The organism is Leucobacter sp. wl10 (assembly GCF_003569785.1).
Classification (GTDB): domain Bacteria; phylum Actinomycetota; class Actinomycetes; order Actinomycetales; family Microbacteriaceae; genus Leucobacter.
The window spans coordinates 30,131-50,700 of the sequence record NZ_KZ984011.1 but is presented as its reverse complement, the minus strand read 5'-3'; the positions used below and the strand labels follow the sequence as shown (position 1 = coordinate 50,700).

General features: G+C 66.0%; 17 protein-coding genes and 4 tRNA genes. 3 read left to right on the top strand and 18 right to left on the bottom strand.

From position 1 onward, the window contains the following. Positions 1-44 precede the first annotated feature (44 nt). The 3 genes from D1J51_RS16210 to D1J51_RS16200 form a co-directional block, all read right to left on the bottom strand. Positions 45-116 (bottom strand) — tRNA-Val (locus D1J51_RS16210). A gap of 27 nt (positions 117-143) precedes the next feature. Then, positions 144-214: transfer RNA gene (locus tag D1J51_RS16205), tRNA-Cys, on the bottom strand. A 45-nt stretch (positions 215-259) separates the two neighbouring features. Next, positions 260-335: transfer RNA gene (locus D1J51_RS16200), tRNA-Gly, on the bottom strand. Between the two features lie 163 nt (positions 336-498). On the opposite strand from D1J51_RS16200, the gene D1J51_RS16195 reads away from it, so the two are divergent. Further along, a complete protein-coding gene (locus D1J51_RS16195; protein ID WP_119076957.1) occupies positions 499-1,518 on the top strand; it encodes a coiled-coil domain-containing protein in 1,020 nt (339 codons plus the stop codon). Positions 1,519-1,626: 108 nt separating this feature from the next. Further along, positions 1,627-1,699: transfer RNA gene (locus D1J51_RS16190), tRNA-Val, on the top strand. On the opposite strand, the gene D1J51_RS16185 is transcribed toward D1J51_RS16190, so the two are convergent. The 12 genes from D1J51_RS16185 to D1J51_RS16130 form a co-directional block, all read right to left on the bottom strand. Further along, entirely contained in the window at positions 1,659-3,359 is a 1,701-nt protein-coding gene (locus D1J51_RS16185; protein WP_076623904.1) for a recombinase family protein, read from the bottom strand. The two genes, D1J51_RS16190 and D1J51_RS16185, sit on opposite strands and share 41 nt — an antisense overlap. Before the next feature lie 349 nt (positions 3,360-3,708). Beyond that, a complete protein-coding gene (locus D1J51_RS16180) occupies positions 3,709-4,314 on the bottom strand; it encodes a hypothetical protein (protein WP_024355950.1) in 606 nt (201 codons plus the stop codon). Between the two features lie 9 nt (positions 4,315-4,323). Beyond that, entirely contained in the window at positions 4,324-4,788 is a 465-nt protein-coding gene (locus D1J51_RS16175) for a single-stranded DNA-binding protein (RefSeq protein ID WP_024355949.1), read from the bottom strand. A 78-nt stretch (positions 4,789-4,866) separates the two neighbouring features. Then, on the bottom strand, positions 4,867-6,651 hold the full coding sequence (locus tag D1J51_RS16170) for a type IV secretory system conjugative DNA transfer family protein (RefSeq protein WP_119076953.1): 1,785 nt from the start codon (positions 6,649-6,651) through the stop codon (positions 4,867-4,869). Beyond that, positions 6,648-7,235: a hypothetical protein gene (locus D1J51_RS16165; RefSeq protein ID WP_240423380.1), complete on the bottom strand. Its 588-nt coding sequence runs from the start codon at positions 7,233-7,235 to the stop codon at positions 6,648-6,650. Before D1J51_RS16165 ends, D1J51_RS16170 begins: the two co-directional genes overlap by 4 nt. A gap of 155 nt (positions 7,236-7,390) precedes the next feature. Next, positions 7,391-10,405: a hypothetical protein gene (locus D1J51_RS16160; RefSeq protein WP_162903899.1), complete on the bottom strand. Its 3,015-nt coding sequence runs from the start codon at positions 10,403-10,405 to the stop codon at positions 7,391-7,393. Positions 10,406-10,475: 70 nt separating this feature from the next. Next, positions 10,476-11,489 carry a DNA-processing protein DprA gene (dprA, locus tag D1J51_RS16155; protein WP_024355945.1) on the bottom strand — a complete coding sequence of 338 codons (1,014 nt, stop codon included), beginning with the start codon at positions 11,487-11,489 and terminating at the stop codon, positions 10,476-10,478. Between the two features lie 181 nt (positions 11,490-11,670). After that, positions 11,671-13,149, bottom strand: coding sequence for an ATP-binding protein (locus tag D1J51_RS16150; RefSeq protein WP_119076950.1), 1,479 nt, complete (start codon positions 13,147-13,149; stop codon positions 11,671-11,673). Beyond that, positions 13,146-13,934, bottom strand: a complete 789-nt coding sequence (locus tag D1J51_RS16145) for a hypothetical protein (protein WP_024355943.1) — start codon at positions 13,932-13,934, stop codon at positions 13,146-13,148. The genes D1J51_RS16150 and D1J51_RS16145 overlap by 4 nt, the downstream gene beginning before the upstream one ends. A gap of 16 nt (positions 13,935-13,950) precedes the next feature. Beyond that, on the bottom strand, positions 13,951-15,420 hold the full coding sequence (locus D1J51_RS16140) for an SCO6880 family protein (RefSeq protein ID WP_119076948.1): 1,470 nt from the start codon (positions 15,418-15,420) through the stop codon (positions 13,951-13,953). A gap of 6 nt (positions 15,421-15,426) precedes the next feature. Next, entirely contained in the window at positions 15,427-16,827 is a 1,401-nt protein-coding gene (locus D1J51_RS16135; RefSeq protein WP_162903898.1) for a conjugal transfer protein TrbL, read from the bottom strand. A gap of 30 nt (positions 16,828-16,857) precedes the next feature. Further along, entirely contained in the window at positions 16,858-17,148 is a 291-nt protein-coding gene (locus tag D1J51_RS16130; protein WP_029746532.1) for a DUF6112 family protein, read from the bottom strand. A 65-nt stretch (positions 17,149-17,213) separates the two neighbouring features. Here D1J51_RS16130 and D1J51_RS18075 point away from each other — a divergent pair, with 65 nt between their 5' ends. Then, entirely contained in the window at positions 17,214-18,323 is a 1,110-nt protein-coding gene (locus tag D1J51_RS18075; protein WP_152485631.1) for a hypothetical protein, read from the top strand. A 34-nt stretch (positions 18,324-18,357) separates the two neighbouring features. On the opposite strand, the gene D1J51_RS16120 is transcribed toward D1J51_RS18075, so the two are convergent. The 3 genes from D1J51_RS16120 to D1J51_RS16110 are packed head-to-tail and all read right to left on the bottom strand — an operon-like array spanning position 18,358 to position 20,504. Continuing rightward, complete coding sequence (locus D1J51_RS16120; RefSeq protein WP_024355938.1) at positions 18,358-18,624, bottom strand: DUF6112 family protein; 267 nt, start codon at positions 18,622-18,624, stop codon at positions 18,358-18,360. Next, positions 18,624-19,802, bottom strand: coding sequence for a M23 family metallopeptidase (locus tag D1J51_RS16115; RefSeq protein WP_119076945.1), 1,179 nt, complete (start codon positions 19,800-19,802; stop codon positions 18,624-18,626). The genes D1J51_RS16120 and D1J51_RS16115 overlap by 1 nt, the downstream gene beginning before the upstream one ends. A 6-nt stretch (positions 19,803-19,808) precedes the next feature. After that, positions 19,809-20,504, bottom strand: coding sequence for a hypothetical protein (locus D1J51_RS16110; protein WP_119076943.1), 696 nt, complete (start codon positions 20,502-20,504; stop codon positions 19,809-19,811). Between the last annotated feature and the right edge of the window lie 66 nt (positions 20,505-20,570).

Sequence of the window (20,570 nt, the reverse complement as noted above, 5' to 3'; positions counted from 1 at the left end):
TCAGGCCGCTCCTACACTCTCGATTCCGATGAGCCGGTAAACTGTGCGCGATACTGGGATCGAACCAGTGACCTCTTCCGTGTCAGGGAAGCGCGCTACCGCTGCGCCAATCGCGCCTGTTCAGGCTATTCAGTTGTCCGGCGAGGTGGCGACGGGATTCGAACCCGTGTATACGGCTTTGCAGGCCGCTGCCTCGCCTCTCGGCCACGCCACCGCAGTGGTTGCCACACCACACAAGCGACCCGGTCGCCCCGGTCGCTGGAGCGGATGACGAGACTCGAACTCGCGACCCTCACCTTGGCAAGGTGATGCGCTACCAACTGCGCTACATCCGCACTCCGCCGCGTTTCCGCGACCTGAATAACTATAGGGGGGTTGCGCGGCTGCGCGCAAATCGGATCGAGGAGCCCGGGCGCGCCGTCTGGAGTCGCGCAGAAGCCGTTGTTCGAGGGCTCGGAATCTCTCCCGTTCGACGCCCCTCGCGGATACGGTGGATGCATGGGGACGAAGCCGCGGGGGAGGGCGAAGCGCATACTGGGCTTCATCGTGTTCCTCGCGGTGCTCGCGCTGGTCGTCTTCGCGATGACGCACCGTCAGGAGATCCGGGATCGCTTCTCGGCGGTGGGCTTCGAGACGAGCCCGCAGATCGAGCGGGTGCTCAAGGATCTGCGCCTCACGGCCTCGGGGGAGCGCATCTTCCTGGCGACGCGTCCGACGCTCGACGGCAGCAGTCACTTCAACGAGCAGTGCGCGGGCGTCGAGCGGTCGGAGCAGGAGCACGTGCTGGGCTGCTATGCGGGCGATCGGATCCATCTCTTCGACGTGACCGACGAGCGCATCACGGGGATCGTCGGGGTCACGGCCGCGCACGAGCTGCTGCACGCCGCGTACAACCGGCTGGGCGAGGGCGAACGGGACGATCTCGGCGGGAAGCTGCGCCGGGAGTTCGATCGCCTGTCCGCCGACGATCCCGAGCTCCGGGAGCGCATGTCGGTGTACCGCAAGCTCTCCGACTCCGCCTTCGCCAGCGAGCTGCACTCGGTGCTCGGCACCGAGGTGAAGCGGCTGCCCCGGTGGCTCGACGACTGGTACGCCCAGTGGTTCAGGGATCGCGGCTCCCTCGTCGCGAGCTTCGACGAGTTTCACACCGTGTTCGCCGAACTGCAGCGTCAGGCCGACTCGCTGAGGAGCGAGATGGCGACGCTGCGCGATGACGTCGAGCGTCGCAAGGCAGACTACGACCGTGCAGTGGAGACCTTCAACGCTGACGCGGCCGATTTCTCCGGTCGCAACGAGCGCTCCGAGTTCGCCGAGGCGCCGGACGAGTTCGACCGGATCAAGAGCGAGCTCGAGGGGCGACGAACGGAGCTCGAACGCACACGTCAGGGGTTGCAGACGGACATCGACCGGTACAACGCGATGCGAGAGCAGCTCGTGGCGCTGAGCGAGACCAGTTCGAAACTGGATCAGCAGCTCAACAGCGATCTCGCACCCCTGACGACACGCCCGGATGAGTAGTCCCGGTGCCGCGAGAACGCGCGGAACCGTCCGCCCCGGTCACACCGGCCCCGGATTCCGTGTATCATCGATCCGGTTGGTGTGCGGATCCCGGATCCCGCAATCCACGGGCGATTGGCGCAGTTGGTAGCGCGCTTCCTTCACACGGAAGAGGTCATCAGTTCGAGTCTGGTATCGCCCACCCAAGTGTCGATGTTCAAACATGCGACATCTGCAGGTTTGACATCCTCACCCGCGCGCACGCTGGCCTCATAGGCCAGCGCTGCCGCGTGGACTGCCGGGTCGAGCAGCGTGTCGAACGGCTCACCCGGCTCCGCTTCCACCCGGTCGGCGTTCTCGACCTCGTAGACGTGGATGCGCTCGAAGAACGCTTGGTTGCAGATGCGTCGCAATGAGTCGTCAATACTCATATAGATCACGTGCATGTCACCGGCCAGGGTGAGGCAGTCTTCAAGGTGCGCCTTGGCCTGGTCGTACTCGATCTGCCCCGCGTCGATCTGCGCATCGAGGAATGCGAGCCGGCGCCCGATGCGGTCTTGCTCTTCTTTGAGGAGGTCCAGCGGGACGGCACCGGCGTGGTGGGCATGGAGCAGGCTCCGGCGCTCGTCACGGAGCCGGTCACGCTCGACGGCGTGGGTGTGCCGTTCTGCTTTGTTTGCGGCGTGGAGGTCATCGAACTGGCGCACGAGCATGTGCCGCAGCGCGGTGACGACGTGCTCGGGTATCTGCACCCGCCGGTAATAGTCCTCGACCTGTCGCTCGATGTGCTCGATCGGCATCGCCTGACGGACACAGTTCGTGCGCTTGGAGTGCCGGCCTGCGCAGATGAAGTAGGGGTAGACGACGCCCTTGCCGTTCTTCGCATGAGTGACCATCAGTCGGGAACCGCAGTCACCGCAGTAGACGGAGCCCTTCAAGTAGTGCTCGTGCGTTTGAGTTTTCTCCCCGGACACCTGGCGTGCGGTGAGGACGTTCTGCACTCGATACCAAAGTTCCGCGCTCACCAGCGGTTCGTGGAGTCCGTCGTAGCGGGCGCCACGGAAGATCACGTCGCCTTTGTAGTAGGGGTTGGAGAGCATCTGCTGGATCGTGGACAGCCCCGGAGCCTTCGCAGGCCGCTTCGGGGTCGGCACGGTCGTGAGGCCACGGTCAACAAGTTCGCTGTGCAGCATCGAGGTCGAGTAGTTCCCCGTCGCGTACGCCTCGAACGCCCACCGCACCAAAGCAGCGCGGTCGGGGTCCGGGATTACGGTGGGAACGTCGCGGCCGAGTTCGTCACGCTTGTGGACGTTGAGGTAGCCGATGGGGGCACGACCAACGGTGCCGCCGGTGGCGGCTTTCTGGGTCATGCCCTTGGCCACCTCGTTGGCGAGGTTGCGGGAGTAGAACTCTGCGATCGTGGACATGATGCCGTGCAGCAGCATCCCTGACGGGGTCTCGTCAATGTTCTCCGTTGCGGACACGAGGATCACTCCAGCGTCTTTGAGCGCGAGGTGGATCGCTACGTCGTCGGCACGGTTGCGTGCGAGCCGGTCGACTTTGTGGACGATGCAGTACGCGACCTGGTGCGTCGTGACGTACTCGATCATCCGCATCAGCTCTGGCCGGTCGGCCTTGCGCGCGGACTCACCCGCGTCGATGAACTCCTCCACGACAATCGCGTTCAAATCGCGGGCCTTGCGGAGGTTCGCGTCGCGTTGCGCGGGGATCGAGAATCCCTCGTCACGGCCACCGCGCTCTGCCTGCTCCTTGGTGGAGACACGAAGGTAGGAGACAGCGAGGGTGGTGGTCTCGCCGAGCCGGTCGATGCTGGTGGGTGGTGCTGGGGGTGCCAGAGTCATGAGTCGTGTTTCCTCTCACCGATGGGTGGGAGCCAACGCGACGGCGAAGCGTCACGCGGTGCGACTCGTAAATGGGAAACACGTCCGCCGGAAAGGAACCGGGGTAAGCCACAAGGGCAAAGAGACTGCGCACCCGGCCCGGTAAGGCCGTGGCGTCGGTTCTATTCTACTTTGTCGGGCTCAGAACGCCCAGGATCGGTGGCATCCGGCGTGGGCGCGTCGTTCGTCTTCGATCTGCTGACGGCCATGCCGAGGAACACCTGCGCGAGCTTATGCAAGTCAGGTTGACTGCGCGGCACTGCCTCGACGGTGAAGCGTCTGTCCTCACCCCGCCTGCGGTCACCCCTGCTCATGGCACTTCCCCCGTTCTCAGGACGAGCCCTGCGATGAACTGATCCTCGGCACGCCGGCGCGCTTCCACATCGGCGTGCATGAACTCAACGAAGTCTTCCTCTCGGTTCGAGATCACGATGTCTTCGATGGGGCCTGTATCCGGTTCGCCGGGCCAGGCGATGCGGCGAGTGGGGCGGTCAGTGGTCAGGCGTGTGCCGCAGGCGGCGGTCCAGTGCCGGAGGCGTTCTTGGGCTTCGGTGAAGTCGCGGTGCCAGACGAGCATCGCGCTGCCCTTCGCTTCGGGGTGGATCGCGCACAGCCAGTGGATGTGCAACGCGGACAGTTCCCACACCAAGGCTGGGTGGCGGTGCCAGAACGGCGGGCAGACGGCAACGGGGAGGCCGTAGGTGTGGCGCAGCCAGTGCACCCATTCGTTGAGTGCGAGCCATTCTTCTTCCGCAGCATCGGCGGTGAGGAGGTTCCAGTTCACCGGTCCAGGCGGACCCGCTGTGTCGTCGTCAGAGATAGAGGTGTCGGTGTCGGGATCGTAGCTCTCATCGAACTCGTCCTCCGCCATTTCACCAGCGTCGCTATCACCCGTGTCGGGCAGTTCATCGACCATGATCCGCTCTCACCTTCCGACCGTTGCGGCACCCGCGGACGCGCGGCGCGGGGCATCCGTGGACAGTGCGGCGTCCTCAAGTCCGGCATCGAGCGAGTCCGTTGCCTGTGTGCGTCGGGGGCGATCGACGGTGTAGCGGGTGCGGGCGAGGTCGTGCCCAATCTTCTTTGCAACGAACTCCTCGGCTCTGACCGTCTGTCCGGTGTCGCCAGTGCGGTCGTAGTGGTGGGTGTAGCCCTCAGCGACGAACTTGTCGCCTTTCGCGAAACGCTGGTGGGCGCGTTCGGCGGTCTTCCGGAACGCGACGAGATCATGGAAGGTAGTCTCGGTCTGCGTGAACGAGCCATCGTCTTCCCTGCGGTAGTGTTCCTGCCCGATCTTCACGAACAGTCGCGCGTCGCCTTTCTCGGTGAACGACAGGTGCGGTTCGGAAGCGATGAACCCGGACAGAGACTCTTGCGTGTGGATAGCCATTGGACACTCCTCGTGACAGCGGCAGCCCCGGTCGGGGTGCTCTGTCACTCAGGTGCACTCACCGGCCCCTCGTCACTTTCAGGTGTTCGGGGTGCCGACTTGCAGCAGCTCTTCCACCAACCGCCGCTGCGTCTGCAGCTCACTCGCGTCCTTGCGGCGCGTCCAAGCACGCAGCTTCGCGACGATCGGCGGTGCGGCGCGCAGCAGGATCAGGCCGGTACCGAATGGAAGGGTGCGGATCACGTCGGGCGGCATGATCGACACCCGGCGGATGGAGCGTTGTGCAGTGCGGGAGCCGTGGTCACCGATCGTGGTGGAGTCGGTGATCTCGTCGCGTTCCCCGATGAGGGTGGCGAGGTCTTGAAGGTCACGGGAGTTGGATGCGCCACCAAGGATGATCTTCACAATGCTGGCGTCCCAGATCGCGCCGGCCGCGTTATCCGACCACTTCTCCCGCGCCTGCGCGAGCGATTGCAGCACCGGCATCGTCGTGATCCCCGTACCCCCACCTTCTGCCATCAACGTCGGAAGCGACGGTAGCGGAGCAAGGTTTCCGATCTCATCCAGCGCCAGTAGCAGGGGTGGGTCGAGGCGGGCTGCGGGTGATCTGGCGGCGAGGCGGCGGGCGGCTTCGACGAGGTCTTCCACGAATGCCGACACCAGCGCGGCACTGTTGTTCGCCCCCGCACCCGTCGCCAGCAGATACACGCTGCCACGCTTACGCAGAAACTCCTCCGGATCGAAGCGCTCCTCCGGGCCGGGACTCACGGCATCGAGGACGCGGGGGTCTGCGAGGGCGGCAAGGGAGAGGGACACGCCTTGCCAGATGGAGTCGCGGGTTCTGGGGTCTGCGTCGATCATCGCCTGCAACGAATCCGCCCACCCCGTCGCCGCTTTCGGGTTCGCGGTGAGGATCGCGACCGCATCGGACGCTGCGGCAGGATCGAGGGTCCACCGGAACAACTCAGCCGGTGTCCGGTGATCGAGAGCAGCGGCATGGAGGAGAGCTTGGAGAGCGGTGCGGGTTTTCCCTTCCCAGAAGTCCCCACCCTCAACACCGCCAGCAGAAAGGCCGGTACCGGCGGCGAGTCCGGTGGCGCGGATCATCGCCGTCAGCGGATCCTCGCATCCCCGGATTGGCGACCATCGGAGTCCTGCGGGGACACCTTCGGCGAGGTGCTGCGGGTCGAACACCGCCAATGGCCGTCCCTCCGCGCTCCGCGCTTTCAAGGTTGCGGTGAGGTTGTCGGGGCGGGTGGAGGTCGTGACGACGGCTCCGGGGGCGTCGAGGATCGCGTTGATGACCACATGCAGCCCCTTCCCTGAACGAGGTGGCCCGATCAGCAGAATCGAGTCCTCCACACTCGCCCACACGTTTACGTTTCTGGATGCGCCGAGGAGGTAGCCGACATCGGTGACGGCCGGGTTCTGGATGGAGGGTCGGAGTTGCCCGGCCCGCCGCAACAGCGCCTTCTCAGATGCTGCGGTCGTGACGTCGGTGCGGGTGGCGATCCCGACGATCCGGTACGGGTCGACCTTCGTCTGCCGCGACTGCTCACGGAAGAACCGCCACACCCACCACCCCGCACTCCCAACCGCGATGATGAGGATGCCGGCGACGATCCAGTAGGCCACCGGGTTCAGCCCGTCGGTGCCGAGGGCGCTGCCGGGGTCTGCGGGGTGCAGGAGCACGCCGAGGCCGGCTTCGACCCCGCCCGCCGGCTGCACGGCCCCGGTGACCCAGGCAGTGACGGTTCCTGCGACGCGGAGAAGGACGGCGATGACGGCGGCGGCGATGAGGGCGATGATGCCGAAGTTCGCCAGCTCATCCCCAAACGCACCACCCTGCCGCGGCGTACTCATCGGATTCGCCCGATGCTGAGGGTGCCGGAGATGCGGCCGAGGAGGATCACTTCACCCGTCACCGCAAGGGCTGCTTGATCTGCGGTGAGGAGGGTGCGGGCGGTGCCGTCGGTGCTGGCGTCGGTGTGGGCGTGGATGATCGCGACGGCGACATCCTCACCCGGCACGAACCCCGCCCCTGCGACCTGATGCAGCACCGGCTGCGCGGCTGGCACCGGAGGCGACACCGCCGCAGGTGTTGTGGGCTGCCAGGGTTTCGGGGTCGGGCGTTCGCGGGGCGGGGTGATGATGTCGGTGAACGTTGACCCGTCGGCCTCGTGTACCTGAACCCGCAGCGGCGACCGATACTGGGCGGTGAGGGCGTCGAGGATTGTCGGGAACGCTTCGCGCCGCCAGCCCGGTGCGAAGGGCTCCGGCTGATACGCCTCTCCGTCCACGGTGACTGTCATCGAACCATTAGCGGTGATGGTGAACTCCACCACCGGCACGACGACCGGCCCTCCTGGTTCAGACTTCGATGCTTTCACCGTGCGTGGGGGCTGGTGGTCGGGGTGGGTGCGGCGGTAGCGGGGCTTCGGCGTCACAGAACGGTTCCTCTCCGTGGAGTGCAGTGGTGTCGCCATGCAGGTGCGCCCGCACCGCCCCCGGGAACGCAGGTGGGAGGGCACGAACCTGGGGGTGGTTCGTGCCCTCCCGTGCCGACCCGCCATGGGGGTGCCGGCAGGTCAGCAGTCTGTGGTTAGTCCTCCTTTGCTCCCTCGAACTGGGCCTTGAACTCCTCGAACGACAGGTCCTCGTCACAGACGTATCCGGTGCGTTCGCGGGCGATCGCGAGGCGACGCCCGAACAGCAGCACCCCACCGGTGACCGCGGCGATCAGCCCACCGGCAAGTCCGATCGGCCACCAGTCGCCGCCGCCGCCGGTGTGCGCAAGCTCACCCGGAGTGTCCGGAGTCCTTGGCTGTTCCAGGGTGTCGGTGACGGTGGTGGTCTCATCCGGTGCGCCGCAGACCCCACGGTGCAGGATCGTGCCGTCCTTGCCGGTGACGGTCTCCACCCAGTAGTAGGTGCCCGCCGTCTCGAAGATCACCTCGTCGGAGCGATACTCACCCGGACCATTTAGCTCGATGACTGTGGAGGTGAAGACGAGTTCTTTCGGGGTGCAGCTCGCGATGTCACTGTCCTGCCGGTACGCCTCGAACACCAGGCGTGCCCCGTCGGGGACGGTGCCGGTGACGGTCGCGACATCATGCGCCGGATCACCCAGTTCCACGGTCGAGACAGCGTTGGTCTTCACGGTCAGCTCCTCTGGCTGATCCTTCACGACCGTCGTCTCACCCGGCGCACCGCACACACCCTCGGCGATGATCTCGCCGTCGGCGTTGTAGAGGGATTCGACCCAGTACACGTTCCCCGGCTCGGTGACGGTGGTGGTGCCGGAGCGGTAGACACCGGCCTGGGTGACCGGGATCTCCTCGCTCTCGTAGAACGGCACCTCACACACGGCTCCGGCGTCGGCCGGGTGGGGGCCGTAGGCGCGGAACACCAGATAGGCGCCGTCGGGAATCTTCGTGCCCTGCACGAGCGCGGTATCCGAGAACGGTTCACCGACGAACGCTTCCGATGTCGCCTGCGTCACCACCGACACGGGGACGTCGGTGCCGGTGGGTGGGACGTAGAAGCGTTCCAGCACATCCGCCGGAGACGACGCATACGGCTGCACCCGGTCATCGCCTGTGAAGGTGGTGACGAGGACGTAGAAGCCGGGCTCGGTCGGCACGATCTTGTCCTCATCCGTGTACCCGAGCTTGTAGACCCCATTCCGTGCCGGCGTCACAAGCTCCGCCAGCACCGGCGCGCTGGTGAGGTCGAGATCGTCGGTGAGTTCAGTGTCGGTGGCGAAGGGGCCGTAGACGGTGTGATGCAGTTCGTCAACGTCGGCATTCCAGTAGCCGTCGCCGGCGAAATCGCCGTGGTTCGCCGGGAACCCCGTGACGGTGATCATATCGAAGGCGCGTCCGCCGGGGTGCACGTTGTACTCCCGCATCAGCGAGGTCACCGTGACAGGCCACCGCACCGACGTCGTCTCCACGCTGATCCCGTACTCGTCGGCCCAGTCTGTGGCGAGGTAGTCGCGCACCCACTCCGGCTGCGTAGTTTTCCGAACCTCCCACACCCAGGTCACAAACCCGCCCGTTGGTGCGATGACTGGCGGCGATGTGTAGACGCCGGGGCCGTCGGCGGTGACCGTGACGGTGCCGAGCGGCACCGCGTTCGGGTCGATCGCGGCGTTCTGTGCCGGGGGTAGCGTGCCGGGTACCTGGTAGGCGGTGCCCTCGAACACCACCGGAATGAAAGCGCCGTCCTTCTTCAACCACGCACCATTGCTGCTACTGACGGTGATCGTGTCGGTGAGTGCGTCGCCGGGGACGGCGAGGCGCTGGTCTGCTTCCGAAATAGCGTCGGGTTGGAACGGCACCACTGACGTCTCGGTGACTTGGCCGAAGCGGTCGGTGAATGAGTCGGTGAGGTACTTCGCGTTCTCACCGTGCGCGGCCTTGTCGATGCTCCACACCCACGTGTAGACCCCCGACTCCGGCGCAACGATCGTGCCCGGCGACGTATACGACCCCGTACCCGTCAACGTCACCGTCTCGGTGCCTGCGACGGGGGCTCCGGCGGGTGGGGTGTCGGCTTCGGTCGGCTGCTCATCGAACGGCCCATACAGGGTGCCGGTCGCCGTCACTTCAATCGGGTTGCCGCCCAGGTGAATCCAGGTGCCCTTCGACACCGACACCGTGAGCCCATCCACGAACGCATCACCCTCAGCGACGTAGCGGGAGGTGACCTGGGTGGTGATCTCCGGCTGGAAATCAAGCTCGATCAGCGGCGACTCCGCCGACGCCGAGAGCCCGGTGGATGACCCGGTGACGGCGGCGATGAGGCGCTGCTTCCCTGGGGTCGTGTAGAGATCGAGGGCTGCACCATATCCGGCTGCATCGATGTTCATCGATGCGCCGACCCGGTAGGACGGGACACCGTCTGCGGGGGTGCCGGTGATCGGGTGCGCTCCGGTGCCGATCGTGCGCGCCGAGGAACGGTCAGCGAAGACCGCATCCGACAAGGTCGCCGCGCCGGTGAGTCCTGCGGGGTGGGTGGCGACGGTGAGGGTGCCCGCGTACTGATCCGACATCTCAAGCGATAGCGACAGTGACGGGTCGGTGACCGCGTTTGCAGCAGCCTCCTGCCGCATCGCGGCGAGGTTCGCGAGGATCGTTCCCCGCTCCGACGCAGGGGCGCGGGCAATGTAGTAATCGTCACCGGACATGCCGTGCGAGTTATACCGGCCAGGGCTCGCCACCGACCACACATGCAGCGCGACCGCGGCGGTGACATTCGGATCGCCCGACTGCCCCCACCGATCCATCACATAGTTCAACTCGGCAAGCTGCTGCCGCGACAACGAATCCAGTGACGTGATCCGTTCCGGCCCCGATGTGTTGCCGTAGGGCGGGTCCGCGTCCAAGTCCGCGCAGTACGCCTGCCGGCCATCCACATCCGTGTTGTACGCACCAAGGAACGCACCATCTGACCAGTACCCAACCCCTTCACTGCCAGCATGGGCAGCCTGGGGGCCGAGCGCGAAAGAACCCGCGATGACCAGGAGCGCGAGCAGTGCTGACAGCCAGCGACGCACCCCCGTTCTGGGTGGCGCAGCCTCCGGCTGCGTGATGTGGGCGAGTGATCCTGACACGAGATACCTCCTGGTGTTTGTTCATCAGCGACACGAGCCGGCCGCCTTCACACCAGGTGCACCACCCGCCTCACAACACCGGCCCCCGCAAATCCCGACCCTGCGCCGGCGGCCCAGCATCGAGGGGGTCGGACTCGAGCCCCGCACGCTCCTGCACGGCACGGTGAGCCCGATCACGAACCCCATGCAGCAACTCCCGCACATCGTCATAGCCAGTCACCACCGCGGCGAGCCCGTCACGCAGCAACCGATGACACCCCGTGGACGTGGCGCTCGAGATCGGCCCGGGAATCGCACCGACCGGACGGCCGAGCTCTGATGCACGGGCGGCGGTGTGGAGGGTGCCGGAACGGTAGCCGGCTTCCGCGATGAGGACGCTCCCGGAGAGCGCGGCGAGAAGCCGGCCGCGTTGCAGGAACCGCCACTTCGTCGGAGCCGCACCCGGCGGCAATTCCGAGAGCAACAGCCCGTCCTTGCCGACACGAGTAAAGAGATCAGCATGCCCCACGGGGTACGGCCGATCCAGGCCGCCTGCGAGCACCGCGACCGTTGAACCATCGGAGGCGAGTGCGGCACGGTGTGCGGCACCATCGATCCCATACGCGCCGCCCGAAAACACCACACGGGAGTCGGCGACCGCCGACTGCACCAACTCCGTCGTGACGTGCTCCCCGTAAGCGGTGGACGCCCTGGCCCCGGTGACGGTGAGGCGATCCCACACCGGCCGGCTCAGCAGCCCGATGTCACCTTTCGCCCACAACGCCACCGGTGCACCATCACCGAGCGCGTCGACCCCGGCAGGCCATTCAGCATCGCCAGGGATCAACACCCGCATCCCAGGCCGCTCCGTCTCAGCAAGCACCCGTCGCGTCTGCGCGAGGTCGATGCGTGGTGCGAGGCGCCGCTGCCAGGTGTCACCATCCGGCCGGGGTGGGACTTCATCGGCGAGGACGCGGGCGATGGTCTCGGATGCGCCGACGGTGCGGATCATCCGCCCCGTCACCGCGTCACCTGGTTCGGACGCGACCGCGAGGATGATCCTCGCTGTGCGCTCATCTGCTGCCAGCTCGTTGATCGTATCCATTAGTGCTGCTCCCTCGTTCATGGCGAATCAATCGAGGGATAGGTACGAACCAGCACGCCGAAACAGTCATCACGAGAGGATCGGAGGGCGCCGGAACTTACACCCTCACAACGCCCCACCAATCGGCTGAGACTCGCCGAATCACGCGGAATCAAGGTTCAGAAATCCTGAACCTAAGCATTTAGCCCTTCATCCTCGCGGTCGTGTCGAATGCTGCGAGCTCGGCGGGGTGGAGTTGGTGCTGGACGACGAAGGAACGTTCTTTGATGCGCCAGAGTCCTTGCCCGGTGCCAAGCCCGGGGAGGAGTTTCTGTTCGGTGCCCGTGAGTCCAAGGGCTGCGGCGGTGGCTCCGAGCTGGTCGGGTTCTTGCCGGTAGATGATCCTCGTCTCCGCATTCGCCAACAGGCTGTTCGCGAGGGCGCGCATCGCGGAGCCGGAGTCGCCGACGTTGTCGAGGTCGGTGAGCTTGTGGAAAATCAGCATGTTCGCGATCCCGTAATGCCGCGCCAACCGCCATTGCGCGTCCATGCGGCGCAGGAGCGCTGGGTAGGCCATGAGTCGCCAGGCTTCGTCGTAGATCACCCACCGGTGCCCACCGTTCGGGTCCATCAGCGCCGACTCCATCCACGCGCTGGAGCAGGTCATCAACACCGAAATCAACGTGCTGTTCTCCGCCACGCGCGACAAGTCCAAACTCACCATCGGCAGTGACGGGTCGAACCTGACCGTCGACGGCCCATCGAACAACCCCGCAAGATCACCCGCCACGAGACGGCGGAGGGCGTGGCCGACGAGCCGGCCATCCTCCGCCAGCCGGCCATCCGTGTCGGTCGCAGAGTCGGGGCCGAGGATGCGGTCGACCACCATCGGCAAGATCGGCACGTCGCTGGAACGGACGGTATCTCTCAGAGCGAGGTCGATCGCGGTGTGCTCCAACGGCGACAACACCCGGTCCAGCACAGTCTCTGCGAGCGCACCGATAAGTTCACGGCGCCGCGACGCGACTTGCGCCGCCCATTCCACATCACTCACCCCAGACGGGCGGTGGCCCTCATCAAGCGGATTGAGCCGGTTGCGAAGCCCATGCCCGAGGACGATCGCCCGCCCACCAACCGCCTCCGCAACCGCCGTATGCTCACCCTTCGGATCCCCAGGCACATACACGCGACGACCAAACGGGATCGACCTCGTGTAGAGGCTCTTGGCGAGTGAGGACTTCCCGGAGCCGACGATCCCGGCCAGGACGATGTTGGGTGCGGTGATGACACCACGGGCGTACAGGGTCCAGGGGTCGTAGACGAACGATCCGCCCGAGTACAGATCTTGGCCGATGAACACGCCGTCGGCGCCGAGGCCACCTTCGGCAAGGAACGGGTACGCGCCCGCGAGTGTCGCGGACGTGTCCTGGTGCCGCGGCAACCGCAACCGCCCCGGTGTTCGCAGCGCTGCCGCGCCTGGTTCGCCGGCGGCGGGCAGGTAGGTGGTGTTGCGGCGTTCTGCACGCTCGGCCGCGACCCGTTCACGCTCCGCTGTCTGCTCGGCTCTGCGGGCGTTGGTCTCGATCTTCGCAGCGGCGTGCTTCCGCGCTTTCCGCTGTCGGCGGCGTTCCCCGGCCGGTTTGACCAACGCCGCAGTATGGAGCTTCTGGGGCTCGCTCACAGCGCCCGCCCCCGAGACACCGACGACGACTGCGACTGCGACGGCGCGAACCAGTCATCATCCTCCTCAACCCGTGGGGCCGGCCGACGTGCCCGCGACTGTGCTGGTGCCCGCCTCGGTGTCGGAGCCTCAGCGGTCGGTTCCTGAGCCTCCGGGTGTGCGCGGTGTAGGGAGACGTGCCCGTGGTCATGGTTGTACGTCAGCGTGTAAGTACCTGTGGTGGTGGTGCGGTCGAGGGGGCCGGTGGGGATGGTGTCGTAGACGTACCCGTTGACGAGTGCAGCCTGTGTGGTCTCTTCGCCCATGTCGAACCCGGCCAGGTGCTCGATAGCGGTATCAGCGCCGTCGCGGTCGATGATCGTCAGCACCTCGTCGGCGTCCTGGCCTTCCAAGAACACGACACTCACCCACCGCGACACCGGCCCCGGTGCTGTAGGGGCGGGATACCAGGAGATCCGCCCCGAGGCAGCCATTGCCGTATCCACCCGGTCGTGTACCCCGTCCAGCAACGCCGCGGCCTGCTGCAGCTCAGCGGTCGCGGCGAGAGCGTCGGTCGCACCGGCGGTCTGATCCCCGGCGTCGTCGTGCGCGCGCACCCGGTGCTTGAGGTGGGCGGTGGCGAGCTGGTCGAGCACTTGCCGGAGGGAGCGCACCCCAGCAAGCAGATCACCGAGCACGGCATAGGTGTCGGCGGGGTCCTCGAACACCCGGGAGGCGTGTGCGAGCCCACGGAGCGCTTCGGACGCTTCGGCGGCGTCCACGGTCGGGTTCTGGAAAGTCGACATGACGGGCTCCTGTCGTTCAGACGGTGCGGCACAGCGGCAACGCTGCGACAGTGAAGGCTTGTGCCTGCTGCCCGACCAGGCGCCGGGTCTCGCAGGAGGCTTGGATGGCGGCCTGTTCGATTGCGGCGACCGCGGTGTCGAGTTCTTCCGGGGTTGGGGCGGAGATGCTGATGAGGCCGGTGTAGCGGAGGACGCCGTGGCCGGCGGTGAGGTCGGCTTCTTGTTGGAGTACGTCACCGTATTCGGCGGTTTGGGAGGCGTCTTCGATCTGCCCCATCTTCTGCCGCTGCGCAGCGTCCGAGATCAGTTCGGTCTTCTTCTTCCTGATGTCACGGGCTGCCTGATCCGACCGGATCGGCGTGCACACCAGCGAGAAAGAACGTTGAATCCCCGACGACAACAACACCGGGGCGAGGAACCCCGGATACACCTGCGACCGCGGCCACTCCGACACCCACAGCACCGCATGGTGCGCGGAATCCGACCTGAGCCGATCCCACGACTCGGTGACCGCGACCGGTCCCGCAGTCGCAAGGGAGCGCCCGATGTCGCTATTCCGTTCAAGGATCGCGGCGGTAGCGGGGTCGTAGGCGGCGCGGAGGATCACCGCGACCTGTGCGGGGGTGAGCCACCCGGTGATCGTGAGCTCCGCCGCCCGCAACGCCGTCACGAGCGTCGTCATCTCCTGCCGGAGGACGGCGGCGGCACCTTTGATGCCGCCGCCGTTGGTGCGTACTTGGCGGGCTGAGGCTTTGAGGTCGAGGGCGAGGCTGATGGTGGTGGCGTGGCGTTCCCCGGCGGGACCGGCACGGTCGATGAGTTCCCGGTACACGGTGGAGGTCCAGGAGCCGTCATCGGTGCCGTGGCGTTGCCACCATTCGACCAGCCCGGAACCCCCATCGGGAAGGGTGCGTTCGCACACTTGCAGGCGGGCGATCCGCCCGGACCGGCAGGTGGTGGCGAGTACCCGACCCCAGGTGGCGACGCGGCGTTCCTGCTCGCCGGGGTCGAGGAGCACGAACGCGGGATGTGAGACGCCGACGATCGCGGTGAGGGTCTGGTGATGGGGGTCGTGGATCATCGCTGCACCCGTCTCCGGGTCCTCCCACTCCCGCAGCGACGCCGCATCACCCGGAAGGGCGAGCGTGCCCGCAGGGCGAGGCTTCACGACGCTCCGCCGGAACACCGTCTGCCGCGCCTGCGTGCGCGCCGCCCACCGGAAGGTGACGGGCACCCATTCGATGAGTTTCCGGCCCCCGACCGGGGTCCAGGCGAGAACGGCGGAGAGGAGCCAGATGGGTGTGGTCCAGGCCAGCAGTATCCCGCCGCCGGCGTAGAGGGCACCGACGATGGAGAGGACACCTGTGGCGAGGACGATGAGTTGCGGGAGGGAGAGGCCGAGGAGGATGCCGCGGCGGGTGAGGCGGGAGAACTGCACCGCCCGCAACCCGAACCCTGCACTGCTCGTGTTCTGTTGAGTCGACATCAGTTCTTACTCCTTCCCGGCAGACGGCTTCGGCGACGGCGCAGGCGGCGGCGATGGTGCCGGTCGTGCCGGTGGTGCGGTCGGCGTGTGACTCGGTGCGGGCGGTGGTGGTGCGGGTTGCACGGTCTCACCGGCCCCTGCCGCGTGCCCTTCCGCAGCATCACCGACCTTGCCGCCAAGTTTTGGCCCCGCGGTCGCTGCCGCACCCACCACCTGAGCCCCAACGACGACCGCTGCCGCAGGCCCCGCAGCAGCAGTAGCCCCGCCAGCTCCGGCACCGGCTGCGCCAGCACCGCCGCCCGAGCTCCCGCCGCCCGCACCGGCCGCGGCACCGGAACCACCACCTGCCGCTGCACCCCCTCCTGCAGCGGGCGTAGCAGTCGTTGCAGACTGTGTGCCTCCACCGGATGGTGCCGCACCACCGCCCTTATCTCCCGCGCCGTCGAGCACCTTCTTCGCCCCGTCCGTCTTCGGCGGTGACGACACGGGGACGGGGCGGTTGACGGCGGACTTGGCTTCTTGTTCCGCGCTCATCGAGTGGTACATATCGAAGCCGATGAACGTGACGAACTTGTACGTCATGTACGGGGCGAACGCAGCGATGAACATCAACACCACACCCGCGATGGGGTCGCTGATCGACGCCAGATCAAGCTCAATCGGAGCAGAGACCTGGGTGATCGCGACGAGGAAGATCACCACCAGCACCAGCTTCGACAGGATCAAGGCAATCACGAACGTCGCCCATTTCCCGAACCACCCCTTGGTGGCATCCCACGAGAACCCGGCGAGAGCAATCGGGGCGAACACGATCGCCACCAGCAGCAGCGCTTTGCGGATCAGGAGCGAGAACCACACGATCGCAGCCGCGCTGATGGCGAGGCCGGCGAGGAAGATCGTGACGATCGCCCCGACACCGGGGGCGGCGATGTTAATCCCCGCGAACCCCGCTGCGAGCAGGGTGATGCGGTCGCCAATGGATTCCATCGTGTTCCCCGTGGCCTGCACGATCCCGACCGCGAGCTGATCCGTGATCTCCAGCAACAGCCCGGTGAGGCCGATGGCTACGAACGAGCCGAGGATGCTTTTCGCGGCTCCGAGGGCGGCGCGGGTGAGGGCGGTGGGGTCGCGGTGGATGAGGCCGGTGATCAGTTGCAGGCAGAAGAAGATCAGCACCATGAACACCGCGACCCCGAACAGGATGTTGTAGACCCCGACGTAGCCTTCGTCGGTGACGTCGACGAGGGTGGTGGTGTCGAACACCGCCCAGACCGCCTCGAACAGCCACGCCGCCGCCCCGCCCATCGCCTGGGCGAGCCAGTCGAACGGGGCCGCGATCAACGTCGCTGCTCCTTGCCCGACGGTGTCGCACACGGCCGAGATCACCGGCACATCACACACACTCACCGCATCGTCCTTCCCTCGTACGCGATGGGGTCAGACGGCTTGGCCGACGCCCCAGAAGAAGTTGATGAGCGTCACCGACGCGCCGCAGATGATCGCCGCCCCACAAGACACGAGCACGCCGACCTTCCCGCGCGACGCGAGGTGTGGGTTGCTGCTGTTCGCGCCGAAACCCCACACGATCGCGGAGACGATCAGGGCGAGGACGGAGAGGATCAGGCCGACGGTCATGACCGCGCCGACGATGATGCGCAACTGCTCGATACCGGGAAGCCCGGTACCGTTCGGATCGATATCAATCACAGGGGTGCTCCTTCTGCTCATAAGCGCCGGGGAATGGCGGACTTGTCAGCCAGGTGCACCCCGCGTCCCTCGATACGCTGTGTTGGATGGGGAACCTTGATAAATCAGTTCTTGTAGAGCGGAGTGACGGCTTCGACTACGGCTACGCAATGAACTGCGTCTGCGGGAGCGTTTCGGTTCTGTCAGCGGAGGACTATTTCGCGGAGGCCGATGGGGCTCACATGATGTGCGCGCACTGTGGCGCCAGCATCCACTTCGGGATCGCCGTTGCCGCACTCCGTGATCAAGACGATCCTGCGCTTGATGATGAGGCTGTGAGCCGCTTTGCGTGGTACCACACGAGCACTGAGCCGGAATGGCCGTCGCCGGATTACGCACGCCGGTTTGTCGAGGACATGGAACAGAACGACCATCGTCCGATAAAGCGGGATCACTACGTCTCGTTTCACACGACGAAGGCGCTACACCTTGGCACGTACGAGACAGCAATCGAGAACATGCTCCGACGCATGCACGACGAGCACGACGGCGGTTCCCAGTTCTACCTTTACCGTGTCGCGATTCAACTCCAACCAGGCCGCATCAACCCGGGCTATCGAGACGAAAACCACGATGAGGCAGCGCAGCTGAGCATCAGCGACCTCGACAGCGATGACCTCGACGCCGTCCGGTACCTCAACGTCCACGAAGGAACAGGTGTCCTGTCGCTCGCAATCCGCCCCGAAACCATCGATGCTGTCCAGCGCATCGCTATCCCGTCTCATGACCTCGCCTTGCCTTTGATCCCTCATCTCCTCGACCGAGACTTCAAGGATCTGGCGCAGGCTAAGAGTGAGATGGAAGCAGCACAGGCGAAGGTCGAATCGATCCCGCACGCTCGTCGCAAGATGATGTACTTCGGCGTCTACGATGATCCGGGCGGCCTGGCGAAGAAGGCTGGCGATCTTGAACATCGGTACATCGATCTGTGGAATCAACTCGAGTGCCGACTGGCTGAAAACTATCTGCCGGGTGTATCGCCGTCCATCCAGCGAGATTTCAACCAAGCGATGGCCAGTTGGAAGAGCGCTAATCCGACCGTTGACCCCGAGGGATTCGCTTCGAGATATCGATCAATGGCCGCTCTGCTCGAAAGGAGCGGCGACGTGATCGGTCAGGTCTCTCGCCAGCCTTGGCGAGACCTACGCGCTTCCTGACTCAACGGGCATAGCCGGAGACGAGAGCTTGCTTCTATAGCGTCTCACCGACGCCCAGGAGGAAGTTGACCCAGGCGACGCCGGCTCCGGCGAGGGCTGCGGTTCCGAGCGCAACCCAGGCCCCGATCCGTGCCTTCGTCGCGGTATGCGGGTTGCCGGTCGATGAAGAGATGGCCCAGACGATCGCGGAGACAATCAGCATGAGCACCGCGATGATGAGCACGAACATCAGCAGCGCACCGATCACCGTACGGAGGTCGCCGGTGGCACCGACGCCACCGAAGTCAGGAAACACGCCCATCAGCGCCCACCACCAGTCAAGGTGCAGGATGCGCGCGAGGTGGTGCCGCCGGTGATGCCTTCGGCGCCTTGGTCAGTGAGCCATTGGTCGGCGTCGATCGCGGGCTGCCCTTCGCCTCCGGGCCGGATTTCGAGGTGCAGGTGGGGGCCGGTGGATTTCCCGGAGGAGCCGACATCACCGATGTGTTGCCCGGCGGTGACGGTCATGCCTTCGGTGACGTAGATGCCGTGTTCCCACATGTGCGCGTAGTACGAGGCGATGCGCTCTCCACCGACGGTGTGCTCGATGATGATGAGTCCGCCCCAGCTGCCGGTGTAGCCAGCGTGGGTGACGATCCCATCTGCAGCGGCGTAGATCGGGGTGCCGTCGGCGGCCCCGTAGTCGCTGCCGGAGTGAAATGCTCCCTCGAAGGTGACCGGATCGATCCGCCACCCGAACGGGCTGGTCCGCACCCAGGTGCCCTCCGGCAACGGGAACACGACTCTGGTGGTCTCCGGCACCACCACCTCACCACGGTTGCCGCCGCCTGATGGTGCGGGGCGGGTGAGGGCGGTGAGGATCGCTTCAGCGACGGGCTGATAGTTCTGATAGCGATCCGGGTATGCCGACACCTCAACGGCCTGAGCTGCTTCGCCTGGGTCAAGTTGCTGCCACCCCGGAATGTCGAGCAACCCTCTCGGTGAGGGGTAGTTGGGTCCGGCCGGTCCGCCGTAAAACGCGCGGGCTTGATAGTTCGGGTCCATAAGTTCGGAGACGGTGCCCCACCCGGCTTGCGGCCGCATCTGGAACAAGCCAAGAGAGTCGTGATCGGAGGCATCTCCATCGTTGGGGTATTCGGCGGATTCGGGGTAGGTGCCGGTGTTTGTGAGCATCCGCAGGTGCGACTCGGTGAGTGCTGCCATCAATGCGATCACTACCCCCGGACGCCCCACCCCATCCGTTTGGCTGCCGACGGTGATGATGGTTGCGGCGTGGGTGAGCTGCTGACGATTCAGCGTCACCGTCTCACCGTTCTTCGTTGTTGCGGTCAGTGAGTCCGGGATCGGCCCGACGATCAACGACCCCGGCGCGCACGCGGCGACGGCAGGGTTTGCGAGGACGGCGACGGAGAGGAGCACGGTCGCGGGGCCGAAACAGACGGCGGCGACAGCGAGGGTGGCGAGGAGTTTTTTGAGCATGGCTGGTCACCGCAGCGGGTTGTCGAGCTGCGACAACCGCAACAAGAGACAGGTGCCGGTGGCCGGATCAGCGGGCGGCGGTGCAGAGGTTTGTTCGGGGGTGCAGGTGAGGAACACGGTGAACGCGACCTGGTGCGTTGCCGTTACGGGGTCGGTGCCCCAGTAGCCGGTGCGGTGGCGGGTGCCAGTGATCGTGTACGCGACCGTACCGTCAGGAATCTGCCCCGGCGCCGCCTGCGCCACCGCGTCCTCCCACGCGGTGGGGATTTCGATGGTGTCGATGGTGATCCACTGCCGGGTTTGGTGGGTGCGGAGCTGCGCCCATGCTTCCGGCGTCGGCAGGTAGGCACGGACATCGGATGCTGCGGCGTCGGCTTCGGTGTCGGTGGTGACATCGGCGAGCATCTGCGCGTAATCGGCAGGCCCATACCCGCTGGTCGTATCCCACACGAACAGCGCCTCCGCGACCGCTGCCGCGAACTCCTCCGGCCCGCCGAGCGCGACCACAGGTTCCGGTTCTGCCGGGACGAGTGCCGGGCTCGTGGCCGTCGGGCCGTCCGTCGGAGTACGTTCAGCGGGTTCGGTGGTTTGGGGTCCGCGGATGAGTCCGTAGAGGCCGACGCCGATGAGGACGAGCAGGATGAGGCCGCCGGCAATGGTAGCGATGAGTACGGTGCGGCGGCGGCGAGCGGTGGGGTCCATCCTGGTGTCCTTCCCGACGAGATTCGGATCACCAGACAGGTGCACCACGGCACTCAGAGGCAGGGA